Annotated in this window: 12 protein-coding genes; 5 read left to right on the top strand and 7 right to left on the bottom strand. The window is 41.6% G+C overall.

Going from position 1 to position 18,240, the window contains the following annotated elements; translation table 11 throughout:
* Positions 1 to 5 precede the first annotated feature (5 nt).
* From DXB58_RS08320 to DXB58_RS08310, 3 genes are all read right to left on the bottom strand, one after another.
* On the bottom strand, positions 6 to 1,181 hold the full coding sequence (locus DXB58_RS08320) for an efflux RND transporter periplasmic adaptor subunit (RefSeq protein WP_122136505.1): 1,176 nt from the start codon (positions 1,179 to 1,181) through the stop codon (positions 6 to 8).
* A gap of 183 nt (positions 1,182 to 1,364) precedes the next feature.
* Positions 1,365 to 4,472 carry a glycoside hydrolase family 2 TIM barrel-domain containing protein gene (locus tag DXB58_RS08315; protein WP_122136504.1) on the bottom strand — a complete coding sequence of 1,036 codons (3,108 nt, stop codon included), beginning with the start codon at positions 4,470 to 4,472 and terminating at the stop codon, positions 1,365 to 1,367.
* A 275-nt stretch (positions 4,473 to 4,747) separates the two neighbouring features.
* A complete protein-coding gene (locus DXB58_RS08310; protein ID WP_117936481.1) occupies positions 4,748 to 5,227 on the bottom strand; it encodes an HU family DNA-binding protein in 480 nt (159 codons plus the stop codon).
* Between the two features lie 363 nt (positions 5,228 to 5,590).
* On the opposite strand from DXB58_RS08310, the gene DXB58_RS08305 reads away from it, so the two are divergent.
* Positions 5,591 to 6,535, top strand: coding sequence for an Rpn family recombination-promoting nuclease/putative transposase (locus tag DXB58_RS08305; protein WP_117936483.1), 945 nt, complete (start codon positions 5,591 to 5,593; stop codon positions 6,533 to 6,535).
* A 118-nt stretch (positions 6,536 to 6,653) separates the two neighbouring features.
* Here DXB58_RS08305 and DXB58_RS08300 read toward each other — a convergent pair whose 3' ends face one another.
* Positions 6,654 to 7,265, bottom strand: a complete 612-nt coding sequence (locus tag DXB58_RS08300) for a DsbA family protein (RefSeq protein WP_122136503.1) — start codon at positions 7,263 to 7,265, stop codon at positions 6,654 to 6,656.
* Between the two features lie 337 nt (positions 7,266 to 7,602).
* Between DXB58_RS08300 and DXB58_RS08295 the strand changes: the two genes are divergently transcribed.
* Both DXB58_RS08295 and DXB58_RS08290 read left to right on the top strand, forming a co-directional pair.
* Positions 7,603 to 9,519 (top strand): Ig-like domain-containing protein, encoded by a 1,917-nt coding sequence (locus DXB58_RS08295; RefSeq protein ID WP_122136502.1) that lies wholly within the window; start codon positions 7,603 to 7,605, stop codon positions 9,517 to 9,519.
* Positions 9,464 to 10,339 carry a DUF3108 domain-containing protein gene (locus tag DXB58_RS08290; protein ID WP_122136501.1) on the top strand — a complete coding sequence of 292 codons (876 nt, stop codon included), beginning with the start codon at positions 9,464 to 9,466 and terminating at the stop codon, positions 10,337 to 10,339. The genes DXB58_RS08295 and DXB58_RS08290 overlap by 56 nt, the downstream gene beginning before the upstream one ends.
* Positions 10,340 to 10,408: 69 nt before the next feature.
* On the opposite strand, the gene DXB58_RS08285 is transcribed toward DXB58_RS08290, so the two are convergent.
* From DXB58_RS08285 to DXB58_RS08275, 3 genes are all read right to left on the bottom strand, one after another.
* Complete coding sequence (locus tag DXB58_RS08285; RefSeq protein WP_122136500.1) at positions 10,409 to 10,819, bottom strand: PaaI family thioesterase; 411 nt, start codon at positions 10,817 to 10,819, stop codon at positions 10,409 to 10,411.
* 34 nt (positions 10,820 to 10,853) lie between these two features.
* Complete coding sequence (locus tag DXB58_RS08280) at positions 10,854 to 11,846, bottom strand: FecR family protein (protein WP_122136499.1); 993 nt, start codon at positions 11,844 to 11,846, stop codon at positions 10,854 to 10,856.
* Positions 11,847 to 11,947: 101 nt separating this feature from the next.
* Positions 11,948 to 12,544 carry an RNA polymerase sigma-70 factor gene (locus tag DXB58_RS08275; RefSeq protein WP_122136498.1) on the bottom strand — a complete coding sequence of 199 codons (597 nt, stop codon included), beginning with the start codon at positions 12,542 to 12,544 and terminating at the stop codon, positions 11,948 to 11,950.
* Positions 12,545 to 12,950: 406 nt separating this feature from the next.
* Here DXB58_RS08275 and DXB58_RS08270 point away from each other — a divergent pair, with 406 nt between their 5' ends.
* Positions 12,951 to 14,675, top strand: a complete 1,725-nt coding sequence (locus DXB58_RS08270) for a hypothetical protein (RefSeq protein WP_117936497.1) — start codon at positions 12,951 to 12,953, stop codon at positions 14,673 to 14,675.
* Between the two features lie 57 nt (positions 14,676 to 14,732).
* Positions 14,733 to 18,233, top strand: a complete 3,501-nt coding sequence (locus tag DXB58_RS08265; protein WP_122136497.1) for a TonB-dependent receptor — start codon at positions 14,733 to 14,735, stop codon at positions 18,231 to 18,233.
* The last annotated feature ends 7 nt before the right edge of the window (positions 18,234 to 18,240 follow it).

The raw sequence follows: 18,240 nt of genomic DNA, 5'->3' as shown, positions 1-18,240 counted from the left end.
AATTTTTAATTGAAAGCTGTAGCTAAATTACCATCGTGTTGGTCTTTCAAATGCTGTTGATAGTTTGCTTCTTTTTGAGCAGGTGTGATCGGTTGTATACTCTGACCATCTTTCAGACTCTGCACGCCTTCGATTACGATTTTATCTCCAGGATTCAGACCCGAAGTAACGAGGTATTCTTTTCCGTTGTCCAGGTTGAAGATTTTGATTTCTGTATATTTCACCGTGTTATCCGGTTGCAGAACATAAACGAACTTCTTATCCTGAATTTCCACTGTTGCTGATTGTGGTATAGTAATCACATTTTCCATAGTGTAAGGAATCAGTACATTTGCTGTTCCACCACTGCGCAAGATGTGTTCTTTGTTCGGGAAGAGGGCACGCATGCTTACAGAGCCGGTTGATTGGTCGATCACTCCTGTGATTGCGTCTACCTTACCTTCGATGCTGTACTCTGTACCATCAATCAACTGAAGTTTGATAGACGGAATTTTGCTGATTTCTTCTTTGATAGTACCTCCTGTTTTAGTCATAGCCAACAGTTCTTTTTCTGTCATGGAGAAATATACATATACTTCTTCAATTTCAGAAACAGTAGTCATCGGAGTAGCGATAGAAGGACTAACCAATGCTCCCAGACGATACGGGATATCATTGATAACACCGTCAGAAGGACTCTTCACTTGGGTGAAAGAGAGATTCTGTTGAGCTGTGGTAAGCTGTGCTTTTGCTTGTGCCAACTGTGCCTGGGTCTGTGCCAATGAGTTTTCTGCCATCGACAAGTCATAGTCACTGATGATGTTCTTCTTGTTAAGTTCACGCTTATTGTCCACTGTCATTTGTTGAGTGCGTACAGCAGCCTCGGCTGTAGCAACGGCAGCTTTTGCTGTGCGTACTGCAGCTTCGTATTGTGTAGGATCAACAATGAACAGTACTTGTCCTTTACGAACTGTTGCTCCTTCGTCTACGCATAGTTTCGTAATGAATCCCGATACCTGCGGACGGATTTCTACGTCTTGTTTACCTTTGATGGTAGCCGGATAGGCAGTTGTTAAATTAGCGGTTGTCTTTTGTAACTCTTGTACTGCATATTCAGGAACTTTTCCTGTGCCATTGCCCTTATTGCCACAACTAGACAAGAGGGCTACGCAAAATGCAAATAAAACAATTCTACTTTTCATACTTATAAATATCTGTTTTTTAATTTAATGCGTTTGTTGCCAGTGTGCTGTTCGTCCATATAGATTAAGGGGGTTAAGGAAGAAAAAGCCGGAAACTAATTTGATCGAATTAGTTTCCGGCTGCAAAAGTACTTTAAATTCGGTATTCTTGTTCTCTGATACCGTGTTTTTTAACTATGTTTTTTACTTTATTTTATGATATACAGGAGTCATAATAAAACTTAACTCATAATCTTGGTAAGGAAGACGGTATTTTTCCAGTGGTATAGCTCCCCAACTGTTCACACAAGCAAGCCCCGCTTGTGCCTTATCGATACAGAAATTGGTGAAGTCTGCCTTTTCTACTTCCGGTGAGTGACGTTGATCTTTACCGTCACCGTCATCCAATGACTCGATGGTATAATTCAGGGCGGAAGCAGAGAAAGGAGCATCCGATATGAATTGCAATCCGTTACCACTAATGTTCAGAAGTCTCCACCAACGGATATCCGTTTTGGTTCCGGTTTCCTGCGGGCGGATGTAAGGATAGAATTGTTCTTCTACCGTCTGGCGGTATTTGCCTAACATGGCTCCGTGGTTACGGTCAGCATAGTTCTCTCCCGGGCCACGGCCGTAGTACTCTACCTCGTTGAAGTTGACAGGCATACGCATTTGCATACCGAAGCGGAACATTTCAGAAACCTTCTTACTCTTGTCTGCCACCATCTTCTGCGTAACCTTCACTGCACCTTTATTATTAATAGTATAAGTCAGTGACAATGTTCCACCTATCGACTTCATGTCATATTCTGCACGAACCACTGCCTGATCGTTTTCAATAGCATGTTTCAGAGAAGTCAGTTTCAGTTCAGGATTCTTCCATGCAGCGTATTTATGTTGCAGTCCGGCTCCGAAATCATTGTCGGTCGGTGCACGCCAGAAATTAGGAGTCAGTGCGCTGCCGTCTTCCATCATTTGCATGCCGTTGACGTCGTAGCGACAAAGGTAACCATTGTGCTTATTGAAGTCCATAGAGAAGTTTTCACCTTTCACAATCAGGTAATTGCGGTCGTTGTCCAAAATACTGGGCACGATAACCGGAATGTTGGAAGCCTGTTGATTTTCCAGTTTCAGTTCCGGTGCTTTGTAGTCGCGGATGCTTAACTGGTCGTAAGCGATAGTCGTTCCTGCCGGCAGCAACGTTTCGGCGGCTTTCAGTTTATAGCTCACATTCAGCAACAATTCCTTGCAAGGACAGATATTCTTCACGTCAAACGGAATTTGCACTTTCACAGTTTGCTGGGGCGCAACTTTCAGGTCGGACACGATGCCTGTTTGCACTACTTCCCCGTTTGCCAGTAATTGCCATTCCATATAATATGCAGAGAGGTCGCGGAAGAAATATTCGTTGAAGATATTGATCTCACCTTTGGCAAGATCCGCAGGAGTAGTCCATATATCCTGATAGAAATAAGCCACTTCATAAGCATGCGGATTAGGCACGCGGTCGGGGCTGATTAAACCGTTATCGTTGAAGTTGTTGTCCGAAGCGTCGTATTTGTTGAAATCGCCGCCATAACCATAGATATTTACTCCGTCTTTGTTTTTCCAGTGGCAGGATTGATCTACAAAGTCCCAGATAAATCCACCCTGATATTTCGGATATTTACGGATGATATCCCAGTATTCTTTGAATCCTCCTTGTGAGTTACCCATTGCGTGTGCATATTCGCATTGGATTAACGGTTTCTGGATATTACCTTCACAATATTTGATACAAGCGTCGTAGTCATAATACATCGGGCAGAAAATATCGGTGAATTCGCTGGTTCCTGCTTGTTCGTACTGTACGGCACGTGTCTTGTCTTCGTTCTTAATCCAAGTGTAGCATTTCTCAAAGTTCGGTCCCATGCCGGCTTCGTTACCCAGTGACCAGAAGATGATGGACGGATGGTTGTATCCGCGTTGTACATTGCGTTGGTTACGTTCCATGTGAGCTTTAGCATAACTCGGGTTCTTTGCCAGTGTCTGATCGCCGTAACCCATTCCGTGAGATTCTACGTTGGCTTCGGCCACTACATACAGACCATATTGGTCACAAAGGTCATACCAACGGTTGTCGTCCGGATAATGGCAGGTACGCACAGCGTTGATATTCAATTCTTTCATCACTTTGATATCCTGCAACATACGTTCGAGAGAAACGACATAACCGCCGTCCGGGTCCATTTCGTGACGGTCGGCTCCTTTGAAGAGTACCGGTTGTCCGTTGACGAGTATCTGTCCGCCTTTCAGCTCAATCTTGCGGAATCCTACTTTAACGGGAATTACTTCTACTACGTTGTTACCGTTTTTCAGTGTAGCGGTCAGCGTGTAGAGATTAGGCGTTTCGGCAGTCCATTTAGCCGGGTTGGAGATGGATAGGGTAGTGTTTAATTTGCCAGAGCCTTTCAGGTCGGCAGTTGCTACACTGTTACCTTGCATATCTGTCAAGTCCAAAGCTACTGTGCCGCTTCCTTTCAGGTCGACGGCTATGTTCAGCGTACCGTCTTTATATTGGCTGTCCAAATCTGGAGTGAGGCGAATATCCTGGATGTATTTCTTGTCGCGTGCGTAAAGATAACAGTCACGTCCTACGCCAGAGTAGCGGAAGAAGTCCTGATCTTCCAGATAACTGCCGTCGCACCAGCGGAATACCTGGAAAGCAATCACGTTTTTACCCGGTTTCAGGTAGTTGGTCAGGTTGAATTCGGCTTCCAGTTTGCTGTCTTCGCTATATCCTACGTAACGTCCGTTCACCCAAAGGTACATGTTGGAAGTTACCGAGCCGAAATGTGCAAAAATCTCTTTGCCTTTCCAGTTGGCGGGAAGGATGATTTCTTTCCGGTAAGAGCCTACATGATTGTTTTCTGTCGGCACTAGCGGAGGATTGTTTTTGAATTGGCTTCTCCAGGCGTATCCTACGTTGACGTAGATAGGATCACCGTAACCGTTCAATTCCCAAACGCCGGGCACCTGAAGGTCGTCCCAACCTTTGTCGTTGAAATTAGTTTGATAGAAGTCAGTCGGGCGTGCATCTGCATGTCTCACCCAGTTGAATTTCCACGGACCGTTCAAGGTCATGAAGTTCGTTGAATTTTCTTTAATGCCGGCTTTAGCTTCATCAGCCGATGCGTAAGCAAAGTAATTAGTGTGCATAGCGGAGCGGTTTACGGAATTCACTTCCGGGTCTTTCCACTCATTGAAGCTTTGTGCTTGAATTGCTGTCAGTCCCAATGCAGCCAAGCAGCAAGAGAGTAGTTGTTTCTTCATGGGTTTTTTGTATTAGGTTTGAATTTCGGGAGTCAAAGATAGGGAATATTTTATTCAGTGGAGGGCTAATTATCATTCAATTAGGGTTCGTTTTTAATAAATTAGCTAGAAAATAGAGTATTTTACTGACTTTGGTGCGTAAAAAAACGTGAGACACCATTTCCCCCCCAGGGTGGAAAAGGTATCTCACGTTAATAAAAACAGGTTGTTACATTAGTCAGCTCTTATACGCTGTTTATACGTACATATAACTCATGTCTTGTATAGCTCATACGCTATGCTGCGGGATCCGGAGCCTCACCGCTACCGCCTTCATCCGGATTTTCCGGTTTATTGCTTCCTCCATTTCCGGAAGAGGTGCTGCCGCCGTTTCCTTCTGTTTTGTAAATACTTACATTATCCAGCATATCCTTAAATTTATATCCTGGAGTAAATATAATTTTCACTCGCCGTACAGTATCGGCATCCACATCTTTTTCTTCCTTCTGACTTTTGCAGCTCATACCCGGACGGAAACATCCGAAATCACCTAATTGTACAGATAATCCTTTGTTAAGGTTCGTGTTTAATGTGTCAATCAGTGCATCAATCACGTGTTTCACTGCACCTTCCGGAATCATACCGAACATGGATACTTCCTTGCATAAGTCTCTGAAATTTACCGTATTGGTAATTACATTCTGTGCTACATACTTTTCGGTCTTTGTTTTGTCAAAACCGAAAACTCTTTTCTTGACAACATACTTTAGTGCCATAATCTTTCTTTTTTAATAGTTAGTTAATCTGTTTTATTGTTGTTTTGTGATCACGACGCAAAGGTATGGTTTCCGAAATTCATGGCCAAGCTAAAAAAGAATTGTGCGTTCATAAATTAATTAATAGGTAGGATATTGCTTTACTGGGGATTTTATGTAAAAAGATTTGGTGGAAAGATAGAAGAAGAGGATGCCGATTGAGATATTGGGATATCAGGGGTAGGGAAGGCATCCTATTTGAATTACTAAAAGTTTGTATAAATATGATTAGCTATCAAAGATAAATAGCTAGATATAATACTTTTGACTAAAATTTATCCCGTTTACCAATATAATGCTTACCTTTGCTAAAAACGTATTCTTATGGAACAGAAAGATAAATATATTCGTTTTGATTGGGCAATCAAAAGGCTTTTACGCAATAAGGCTAACTTTGGTGTGCTCGAAGGTTTCCTTACGGTATTACTAGGCGAGAATATTCATATTATTGAAATCCTTGAGAGCGAAGGGAATCAGCAACGGGAAGATGATAAATTTAATCGTGTAGATATTAAAGCTCGTAATAGTAAAGATGAAATTATTCTTGTTGAGGTTCAGAACACTCGTGAACTTTATTATTTGGAACGAATTCTATATGGAGTAGCTAAAACTATTACAGAGCATATTGATTTGGGTGAAATATACTCTAATGTGAAGAAGGTATATTCTATCAGTATCCTTTATTTCGACATTGGGCAAGGGAGTGACTATCTTTATCATGGTCAGAATACATTCTTGGGTGTACACACCGGCGATCATCTGAAAGTTACTACCAAAGAACAGGGAGCTATCGTTCGTAAGTTGCCTGCTGAGATCTTTCCAGAGTACTTTCTTATCCGTGTGAATGAATTTAATAAAGTGGCTGTTACTCCTCTGGAAGAATGGATTGAATATTTAAAGACAGGATGTATACGTCCTGATACAAAGGCTCCTGGACTTGAAGAGGCTCGTAAGAAACTCGTTTATTATAATATGGATACGGCTGAAAAACTAGCATATGATCGCCATATAGATGCAGTTATGATACAGAATGATGTGTTGAGCACTGCTAAATTAGAAGGACAAGAAGAAGGACGACAACTTGGACTTGAAGAAGGGAGAGATATTGGACTTAAACAAGGACTTAAACAAGGAATAGAACAAGGAATTGAAAAAGGTATTGAAAAAGAAAAAATGATTACTGCTCGTAAACTGAAATCTCTCAATATTTCTGTCGGTACTATTATGGAAGCTACTGGTTTGTCATCAGAAGAGATAGAACGACTCTAGTTACTGCTTTTACTATTAAGCTTCCCTATCCTTGTGGGTATATAAGAGAATCCTATACTGAACAATTATCTTTTATTCAGTATAGGATTTTTGCCAATTTCACTAAATGATGATATTTTTACTCTTCTGTTTTCTTTGCATAAACCACCAGTTTCCCGGCTCCGTAGCGTATTAACAATCCGCGTTCGATGAAAGTATTCAGCTCATTAAGTGCCCGTTGCTTATCATGTCCTGTCAATCGGCAATAATCTGCACGGGTCAGACAGGGAAAGCGTTGGAGATGTTCGTTGATGATGGCTAGACACTCTTTTTCACTGTGCCCTTTTCCGTTAGGACGGGTGAATGATTTGCCGCGCTCCGGTCTCATTTGCTGGCCTACTTCTCTTTTGAACTGTTTACCTGCCCGGAAATTGATATTTTTCAAGCTGATAGATTGTGCGTGCACATCTTTCTTTTTCATCACTGGAGGTCCTTGCAGAGAGATGGAAAAGTATCCGATATCGCCTAGCTCCACAATCCATCCGTTTGCAAGCAGATCTCTTAATTCATTTTGAAAAGATTGCATGGCACCAACCAATAAGCTACGGCTTATTCCGGTGAATTTGTGAACACGATCCAGAAATTCTTCCTGATCGATTGTTCCGTTGAAAACAACACGGGGGTGAAGCGGCTGTTCTTCGCCTTTCTTCTGAATGTCGGGCGTGTCGTAAAGGTCATAATGTATACTCATAATCAGAATTGTTTTATACCGGTACTTTTATTTATCCGATTGCCTGTGAGGATTTGTTTCATTAGCTATTCTTACTTCGTATGACTATAGTCTCCCTTTCGTATAACTATAGTCATACGAAAGGGAGACTATAGTTATCTTTGCGAATAACTATAGTTATACGAAAAGATGTCAGGCAACAAAGGTAATCTCTTTAGGTAATAAAACGAAATCTATTAGTGAGAAAGAAATAAAAACGTCGCAAATATTGTTTATTACCTTATGTCACCCTTTCCTTTTTTAATAAATTAGCTAGAAAGTGTGGTGTTTATTGAATAAGAACCCTTATTTTTGCAGCATGTTACAATTTGAGAATCAAAAGATAAAGCAAATAGTTCGCAAGGTGCTTCCGGTAGTAACGCTGGGAGTTATGTTATATTCCTGCGCCAGTATTGGACGGCCGGACGGAGGCCCTTATGATGAGACGCCACCCCGTTTCATCGGTAGTACTCCTGCTGCGGGTGCTCTGAATAATGAAAGGACTAAAATTTCTTTGGTATTTGATGAGTTTATTAAGTTGGAGAAAGCAACCGAGAAAGTCGTTGTTTCTCCTCCCCAGATACAACAACCGGAGATAAAGGCTTCCGGCAAGAGAATACAAGTGAACCTACTCGACTCTTTGAAGCCGAATACTACTTACACGATTGACTTCTCGGATGCGATTGTCGACAATAATGAAGGTAATCCGCTAGGGAATTTTGCATTTACGTTCTCTACCGGTACGGAAATCGATACGATGGAGGTGTCGGGAACAATGCTCGATGCTTCTAATTTGGAACCTATTAAAGGTATGCTCGTCGGACTGCATTCCAACCTGAACGATTCGGCTTTCAATAAATTGCCTTTCGACCGTGTGGCGCGTACAGACAGCCGTGGACGTTTCTCTATCCGGGGTATAGCTCCCGGCAAGTATCGTATCTACGGTTTGATGGATGCCGACCAGAACTTCACTTTTAATCAGAAGAGCGAGATGATCGCTTTCCATGATTCGTTGATTATTCCTCGTATGGAAGAACGTATCCGCATGGATACGGCTTGGGTGGATTCATTGACTTACGACACGATTGTTGAGAAGAAATATATGCATTATTTGCCGGATGATGTTATCCTCCGTGCCTTTAAAGAACTCAACTATTCGCAATACCTTATCAAGTCGGAAAGATTGGTTCCGCAGAAGTTTACGTTCTATTTTGCTGGTAAGGCGGATACTTTGCCTGTATTGAAGGGCTTGAACTTCGATGAAAAGGATGCTTTTGTTATCGAAAAGAATCAGCGGAACGACACCATCCATTATTGGGTAAAAGACTCCCTGCTCTTTAAACAAGATACGCTGGCCATGAGCCTGACTTATCTTTATACGGATACATTGAATCAGTTAGTGCCCCGTACAGATACACTCAACCTCGTTTCGAAGCAGAAATATAAGAAAGAGGAGCCGGATAAGGACAAAAAGAAAAAGAAGAAAAAGAAAGGTGAAGAGGATGAACCCGAACCGACAAAATTCTTGCCGGTAAATGTCGGTGCTCCTTCGTCAATGGATGTATATGGTTCTATCTCTTTGAGTTTTGAGGAACCGATAGCCAGTTTCGATACTGCGGCCATCCATCTGCGGCAAAAGGTAGATACGCTCTGGAAAGATATACCATTCGATTTTGAACAGGACTCTGTGAATCTAAAGAGGTTTAATCTGTATTATGATTGGGAGCCGACGCTGGAATATGAATTTTCGGTAGACTCGACTGCGTTCCATGGTATATACGGACTGTTTACAGACAAAATAAAACAAGGGTTCAAGGTGCGTAGTTTGGAAGAGTATGCCAAAATCACGTTTGTGGTGACGGGAGCTGAACCTAATGCTTTCGTTGAACTGTTGGATGCGCAGGATAAAGTGGTACGCCGAAGAAGAGTAGAGGAAGGAGGTTATGCCGACTTTTATTACTTAAATCCCGGTAAGTACTCCGCCCGGTTGATTAACGACCGGAATGGAAATGGTGAATGGGATACCGGTAATTTTGAAAAAGGGGTGCAGCCCGAAGAGGTGTATTATTATAATCAGATTTTAGAGCCGAAAGCCAACTGGGATCTAGAACAAAGTTGGGATATTCATGCAGTTCCGCTGGATAAGCAAAAGCTGGATGAACTTAAAAAACAAAAACCAGATGAAGACAAGAAGAAAAAGGATCGGGAACGAAATAGTCAGAACCGCCGTCGTTAGCGTTCGACGCAATTTTATTATCGGATTAGTGGCCTTACTGATGGGAGCTTTCGCCCTCCCTGCCAGTGCCCAATGTGAAGCGAAGAATGATGCGTTTCAATCCGGCGAACACGTAATGTATGATTTATATTTTAACTGGAAGTTTGTCTGGGTGAAAGCCGGACTTGCCAGTCTGACGACGAATGCTACTACTTATCATTCACAACCAGCTTATCGGGTTAACCTGCTTGCTTTGGGCAGTAAACGGGCGGACTTCTTTTTCAAGATGCGCGATACGCTGACTTGTGTGATTGGAGAAAAACTGGAACCGCGCTATTTCCGTAAAGGTGCCGAAGAGGGAAAACGTTATACGGTTGATGAGGCTTGGTTTTCTTATAAGAACGGTCTTTGCCTGGTAAATCAGAAGCGTACTTACCGGGATGGAGCGTTTGATGAATCTGAAGCTAGCGATAGCCGCTGTATATACGATATGTTGAGCATTCTGGCACAGGCACGTTCTTACGACCCTGCAGATTATAAGGTGGGAGATAAGATAAAGTTCCCCATGGCTACAGGCCGCAAAGTGGAAGAACAGACGCTTATTTATCGCGGTAAAGAAAATGTAAAAGCAGAAAATGGAGTGACTTACCGTTGCCTGATTTTCTCATTAGTTGAATATGATAAGAAAGGAAAAGAGAAGGAAGTGATTACTTTCTTTGTGACGGACGATTTGAACCATCTTCCTATCCGTCTGGACTTGTTCCTGAATTTCGGTTCGGCAAAAGCATTCTTGAATAATGTAACCGGCAACCGGCATCCGCTGACTTCTATCGTTAAATAGAGATAAAGAGAAAAAACAGATAGGGCTGAAAGTACACCCGCAAAGGTAGCTTTCAGCCCTATCTGTTTTTTATTCCTGAACTTCGAAAGGCACTTTCTGATCTTTCCGGAATACACTGGATTCAAAAGTGGCAATCAAATCTCCGTTCTGATTCGTTACGTCTACCTGATAGCAGCCTGTACTTCGACCGATGTAGCGTTCGCGTGCTTCGGCAAAAAGAGTGTCGCCAGGTCCGCTTGCGCGTAGAAAAGTGATGCTGGACGAGAGAGAGAAAGACAATGTACCGTGCGAGTTGGCTGCTGCGGCCAGTGCCAGGTCTGCCAATGTGAAAATAGCCCCTCCTTGTGTACGGGCGCCTGCATTAAGATGTTCTGGTTTTATTTCTAACTTGGCTTTACTATATCCTTGGCGTACTTCCAATAGTACTACTCCTGCATTTTCGGCAAACAGGTCGTGCTTAAAAAACTCTTGTGGGGTCATAATTCTTATTTTTGAAGATTCTTCATTTAGCTTCTTACTTTTTCAATGAATAGATATATACCTTATCTTTTTCAATTGAGTAGCTAAATTTATTTGTTTCGGCCATAATATCCAAAATTTTCTCCAGATTATTTGTTTCAATAATGAAACTTCCATGGAAAATCAAATTCTTGAGTTGCTCTGACTCAAATACGAATATCACATCAAACTGGCGTTCCAACTCTTTAGAAATGATCGACATGGGAACCTCATCCCAAAAAACTCTGCAGTTGATCCACTGTTCTGCATAGTCAGCACTCTCGGTCAGTTTATAAGTTTGGTCAAGTTTGTTAACTATCATTGTTTGATTAGGCTCCATTATAAACTCTTTGTTGATGCATGATAAGGCAATAGAACCTTCTAAGAGTGATACCTTTACATAATTTTCATCGCTATAATTTTTTATGTCAAACTTAGTACCTAGTACCTTGATCTGTGCAGAGTCTGTTTGTACAACAAATGGATGCTTTCCATGCTCTACCTCAAAATACCCTTCGCCTTCCAGTCGGACATTGCGATTTTCCCGACCAAAACTCTCGGAGTAAGAAAGTTTGGAATCTGCATTTAGCCACACTGTGGAGCCGTCAGGAAGCTTCATTCTTAACTTCGATTTTCTTGGAGCGTATACTTCAGAAATCAAAGAATCATCAGATGTTGTAAAATTATTAATTATAAGAGGGGTGGTGAACAGTAATATAATGATTGCTGCTGCGTAACCCACATACCTCACAAATAAGTCTTTTTTTACCTTTCTTGTCGTGGCAATCTTATGTTTACGGATTCGTTTCGCAAATCTGTTATAGGCTCGTTCTTCATGTACAGATACATCTTCATATTCGGCGGACAGAAGCCAGATTCGTTTCTGCTGTTCAAAATATTTCTGATTCTCCGGATCGGAGCATACCCATTCGTTCAACTTATGCAAGTCCTCTTTGGCGATACTTCCCGAGAGGAAATCATCTATCAGTTTATCAAATTCTTCTTTCATACCATCTTAAACTTAATATCTATTGAGAATTACATACCTGCGCTATCATCAGGACAGTTTGTCAATAGAAGAAGTATAGTGAATTACTTTGCTTTTTAATATTAATTAAATATATTCGTAATAAACATCATGATCAGGGCAAGATAAGATTTTGCTGCTTCCTTCAGTTTATCTAGTGCACTTCGCATATGATATTTCACTGTATGGATAGTGATTCCCATGATCTCGGCAATTTCTTCTTGTCTTTTGTTCTCAAAACGGCTTAATAAAAATACCTTCCGGGTTTCCGGAGATAAGCCGTCAATCGTTTTCTGGATAATAGAATGTAGCTCTTTACCCTCTAAATGTTCAACCGGACTTTCGCCTAAAGACCATAAATCGCTGTAAATGGTCAGATCTTTAGACGAGCAGGTTGTTTCCCTTCTCACATATTCAAGCTGAAGATAATTGATGCACTTATTGGCCACACTTCTGAAAAGGTAGTTTTTCAATGAGGTGTTAATTGCTATTTTAGAGCGGTTTTCCCATAGGCTATACACCAAATCTTCTACTATAGATTCTGATAGATAAGAGTCTGTCAAATACCCTCTCGCTATCCGGCAAAGATCTATATAGTAAGTTTTATAGATGTATCGGAATGCCTCCTCTTTACCCGATTTCAGGGCCTCGATAATCTCTGTTTCCAGGTTCTTTTCCATTATGTCTTTCAGAAATCGTATATTTGATTTATTAGTTAATATATTCAGGTGAATACTCACAGGTTGTGTTTCTCCGATGGATAATTCGGGGGCAAGGTATTGAAAAAATGTAAGATGACCAAACTCACTAATAAAAAGATGAGTTGGAGGGCTGAACGAATAAAAAAATCATTTCTCACTATACTTTTTATTAATCTGGCTGTCATATTAATGAATAGGCCAATAAAGCATATTTTAACCTGAATCTCTATGAATGGTAAAAAGAAGAATTGTAAAAGAGCATAGCGCGACACTCTTTTTTGAAGTTATAAGGTATACAAACAGCTGTTTTAGTTTAGTCATACAGGATAAAGATTGCTTTCAGGAATAACAGAAAATAAGCTATTTCTTATTTAAATAATATTGTATGAAGAAACTACATTTTCTATTAAGCACATTCCTTGTGTTTATATTCACGTCATGCGGAGAAGATGAACTAAAAGGTGTTGTCTTATCCGAAGACCCGGGGTACGTAAAAGAGCCATTGGTAGCCATACAGGCAGAAGATGGCACAGGGAACTGGATAAATGGTCTTATTGACCAGAACAGTAGAGTCATAGCCTTAGATTTTCGCATTTTGGATGACCAAAGTGCGGTGAATGTGAAACTCAAACTGGCGGATGAATGGGCAAGGCCTATTGATCCGCTCACTACTGACGCTGTACTGGATTTAAGCAGCGGTATTACCCGTATTAAAGTGAATGATGGAGCAGATGATATCGAATATACCATTTTCAGCACTTCTACCCAGTTGCTTCGAGGTGTAACGGCTACTTGTAATACAGAGCAGGTTAGTGGCAGTTTTATGAATGGTGTCGCTTCGTTACGTTTCAAACAAAACACTACATTTGCAGATGTAGTGTTGATGCCGACTTTGGCAGATAACGCAGAAATCATCTCTACGGATCCCTCCAGTCAAAAAGATGAAAATGGGAACCTGATTGTTGACCTAAATAGCACACTTACTATTACTGTAAAAGACAATACGAACAACATGACTAAAAAATATCAGTTGAGTGCTGTAAATGGAATTATTGACGCAGGGGTAAACTGGAAAAATATTACTGCTGATTTAAAGAGTCAACACAGTAGTATTCGTATTCCTGATTTCATGATTGTCTATGAAAATAAAAACTTGCATGGAAGGAGCGGTAATACGGGATGGTTGATAACTATTCCTGCCGGTAGAATAAATATGAAGGTTAGCTGGGATATGAATAAAGACAATGTAACATGGGCTGAACCCACTACTCAACATCGTACAACAGCTATCATGAATGATAATATGGATTATTCATTGTTTGTTCCGGGATTGTCCGGGCAATTCTGGGTACCGATATTTTATAGCCTCGGGTGGAATGATAGTGGGCTGCTATCCGCACCGCGTCTCGGATATAACCTATCTACTTCTTTGAAGTATTGTCCGGGAACTCTGGGAATTACAGCTGATGGAAAAGCGGAGATTTCGTATGCAGAAGTGATAGATAATAACTTGTATAAGTTTACCAGCGGCGGAGCCGGCAAACAAGCTGCCAATGGGGTACAGTGGTCTCCAACCAGTGCTGTCAGTGGATATTCCTATCCGTTGCAAAAAGGGCAGATCATGATTGCCGGAGAAAATGCAGAACTTTACAAGACATTTGCCACTAATGAAGGAAGAAATACTTCGACCCGTAACAGAGGAATGGATGGTGCATTGTCAGGAAGTAATTCATGGGCTGCTAATCCGGTAAGCATTTGGACTTTTGATGGCAAGCCTGTAGGACGCCGGGCTGTCGGTATCACGGAAGAAGGAGACTTGGTCATTTTTGTAAGTAATCGTTTTACGAATTCTTATAACTCGGTAAAAGCAGCTTGGAATGTCTTTAGTGATGGCTCTTCTTTACGGGAAGTTGCTGTGGCATTGCAGGAAGTGGGTTGTACGGATGCCATTGTGTTTGGTGAGAACTATCATAGTCCTGTTGTTATTCGGGATGATAGTAGAGGGGTGCCTTTAGGAAAGGTAGCCGGTAGATACGATTGGGAAACGAACGGCAATGTGAAAAATGCGGATAATGAAGCTAGTTCGCAATCCTGGATAATGTTTAAATAAGAACATTGTAAGACAATGAGTTAGTAACAAAAGATATACATATAAAAACTTAAATCAATGAGTAAAATCATCAAATGCATGTTCTTCGTGCTATTAGCCGCAGTTCTTCCACTGTCGGTTCACGCACAGCAGGTGACCTTACATTTGCAGGACGTAACGGTGCGCAAAGCGTTCCGGGAGTTGGAGGTCAAAGGAAATGTATCCTTAGTATATGAGAAAAATGATGTGGACCTGACCCGTAAAGTAACCGTGAAGGTAGATAATCAACCAATAAGCAAGGCACTGGATCAGATTCTGAAAGGGCAGGAATTAATTTATAAAATAAAAGATAATCATATTATCATCACCCGGCCTGTCATTCAGAAATCAGATAAGAAACGGCGTATCAATGGTATCGTCAGTGATGTCAATGATGAATTGTTAATTGGAGTATCGGTATCAATTCCCAGTACTAATATTGGCACGGTGAGTAATATGGAAGGGAAATTTGAACTGGAAATACCGGAGGACGCTAAGAAATTGCAAGTGTCTTATATCGGTTTTGACACGCAGGAAATTTCATTGTCGCCTGGCAAGACGACATTCAACATTGTAATGGGAGAGAATGTGAAAATGCTTTCAGAAGTAGTAGTGGTTGGTTATGGCACGCAAAAGAAGGTGAACCTGACCGGTTCGGTTGCTACGGTAAATTTGGAAAAGGAATCACTTTCCCGTCCTTTGGTCAGTGCTTCGCAGGCGTTGAGCGGTATGACAGCCGGTTTGCAGGTGATGCAAAGCTCCGGGACTCCATATAATGAAGGCTTTTCTTTCAATATTCGGGGAGTAGGTACCCTGAACAGTTCTTCACCACTCGTGTTGGTGGATGGGATGGAACAAAGTCTGAATAATGTAGATCCCAACGATATTGCTTCTATTTCCATCCTGAAAGATGCGGCCTCGTGTGCTATTTATGGTAACCGAGGGGCAAATGGGGTTATTCTAGTTACTACCAAAACCGGACAAACAGGAAAGGTCAGCGTGTCCTACAATGCTACTTTTTCACTGAATCAACCTACCAAACTGATAAAAACGGTATCTAACTACGCCAAGTATATGGAATTGATGAACGAAGCTGCTACTAATATAGGAGAATCTGCTCCTTTCAGCGACATTACCATCAATCAATGGCGTGAGGCGGAAAAAGATCCGAATGGCATTTCGGCTTCCGGCTATCCTAATTATGTAGCTTATCCTAATACAGATTGGTACGATGAGATATATAGTAACGACTGGATGATGAAACATTCGCTTTCCGTCACTGGACAGGAGGGACGTACCGGATATAATCTTTCTATATCTTATACTGACAATCCGGGATTAATCAAGGATACCGGATACCAACGCTATTTTTTGCGTGCCAATGTTTATTCGGATATTACTAAGTGGTTACGTATTGGTACTCGCGTATGGGGGTATCACACTGACCAGAAGAAAAGCGATACCGGTTCACTCACCAATATCAATACCCAAAAAATGATACCGGGCGTATATCCATATTATGACGGAAAATATGGTGCGCCGGAAGCGAACGAGGAAGATCCGCAATCTCACAATCCTCTGTGGGACATGGCACAATCGGAAGGGCATATCAAAAACACGCAGTTCTTTACTACTTTCTATGCCAACGTGAAGTTTCTGAAACACTTTTCATACGATGTTAATCTGAACTATAAAGATTACCGTTATGAATCGATGTCCGTAAATACGGATTATGGGAAATATAGTTTTAGTACAGATCAGTGGATAGCTGCCCCCAAAGATCCTGCCGATTTGTATACCCGTATGGCGTATGTCCGTGAAAACCATTGGAAATTAACGCACTTGCTCAACTATAACCAGACTTTTTATAAGCATGATATTGGTATGTTATTGGGCTTTGAAGAAGAACGTTTTGTCAAACGGACTACCGACACTGCCAAACTTGGATTAATAGATTCGTCTGTGGGTGATTCAAGTTCTGCTACTACTCCTTCTTCCATAGGTGGTACAGGTGAGGAATTTACATCCCGTTCTTACTTCGGTCGTATTAACTATGCTTTCGACAGCCGTTATTTATTCGAGGTTAATATGCGTTATGACGGTTCCTCCCGTTTTGCTCCGGATAATCGCTGGGGGCTTTTTCCATCTTTCTCTGCCGGGTGGAGAATCAGTGAAGAGAGATTTATGAAAGGACTTCCTATCGACAATCTGAAATTACGTGCTTCGTGGGGTAAGTTAGGGAACAATGCGATTGGTAACTACGAATGGCAGGCTGTGTACAACTCGGCAAAGTACGCGTTTGGAGGTAGCCTTAATAATGGTTTGGCAATTACTTCTATTTCCAACAACCTGTTGGAGTGGGAAAGTACTGCCATTACGAATATTGGTATCGACTTTGCAACTTTAAGAAACCGTCTGACGTTTGAGGCTGAATTTTATAATAAAGTAACGGATGGAATCTTATATCGCCCTGATATGTATATGTCTCTCGGGACAGCCAGTGGCCCTCGTCAGAACATTGCGGAAGTGACTAACCGCGGTATTGAAATGACCCTGAATTGGCAAGACCGTATCGGTAAAGTAGAATATCGTGTATCCGGTAACTTTGCCTATAACCAGAACAAGGTCAGTAAATACAAAGGAGAGTTGCAGCGTGGCTGGGTGACAGATGAAAACGGGAACCGTGTTTATCAAACCAATATCGGCGATGTCTCTACCGGAGGATCTACCCGTGTAATAGAGGGTAAAATGATTAATGAATACTATATGTTGCAACCATATAAAGGCAGTGGAAACGGTTTTAACGCAGATGGAACAGTCAATATCAACGGTGGTCCGAGAGACGGAATGATCCGTACAGTAGACGACATGAAATGGCTGAATGCTATGGTAGGGGCAGGGTATAAGTTCTATCCGCGTCAGAACGTCAGTAAGAGTGGCATTTGGTATGGTGATTACATCTATGCTGACTTAAATGGCGACGGTGTATATGGTAATGACGCTGATAATGAGTTTCAGGGATGCTCCAATGTGCCCAAGTATAACTTCGGTCTGCAGGCAAGCGCTAATTGGAAAGGCTTCGATTTCTCCATGAACTGGTCCGGTGCGGCAGGTTTCAAGATTTACTACTATCGTTTGGCATTGAACAGCAGTGCTACCATCAAAGGATATGCTATTGGAGAAGCAATAGCAAACGATCACTATTTCTTTGATCCCAAAAATCCCAATGATCCGCGCACGAACTTGAGTTCAAAGAATCCTCGCTTGACAAATAACTCCGGTAACGACCAAAGTGGTATGACACAGTCATCAGTACATTTGCAAAAAGGGGATTATATTAAACTGAAGAACCTGACTATCGGATATACATTGCCTGCTGTCCTGTCGAAAAAAGTATATGCACAGAATATCCGTTTCTTTGCTTCCGGTGAAAATTTATTTACCATTACCGGGTATGAAGGAATGGACCCGGAAATGCGTACCGCAGTGGGATATTCTACTATGAGACAATATGCATTCGGTGTAAATATCACTTTCTAAACTTACT

Source organism: Bacteroides sp. OM05-10AA, assembly GCF_003439055.1.
GTDB lineage: Bacteria > Bacteroidota > Bacteroidia > Bacteroidales > Bacteroidaceae > Bacteroides > Bacteroides intestinigallinarum.
Note: the sequence above shows the minus strand (reverse complement) of the source record. Positions and strands in the feature narration are given on the sequence as shown.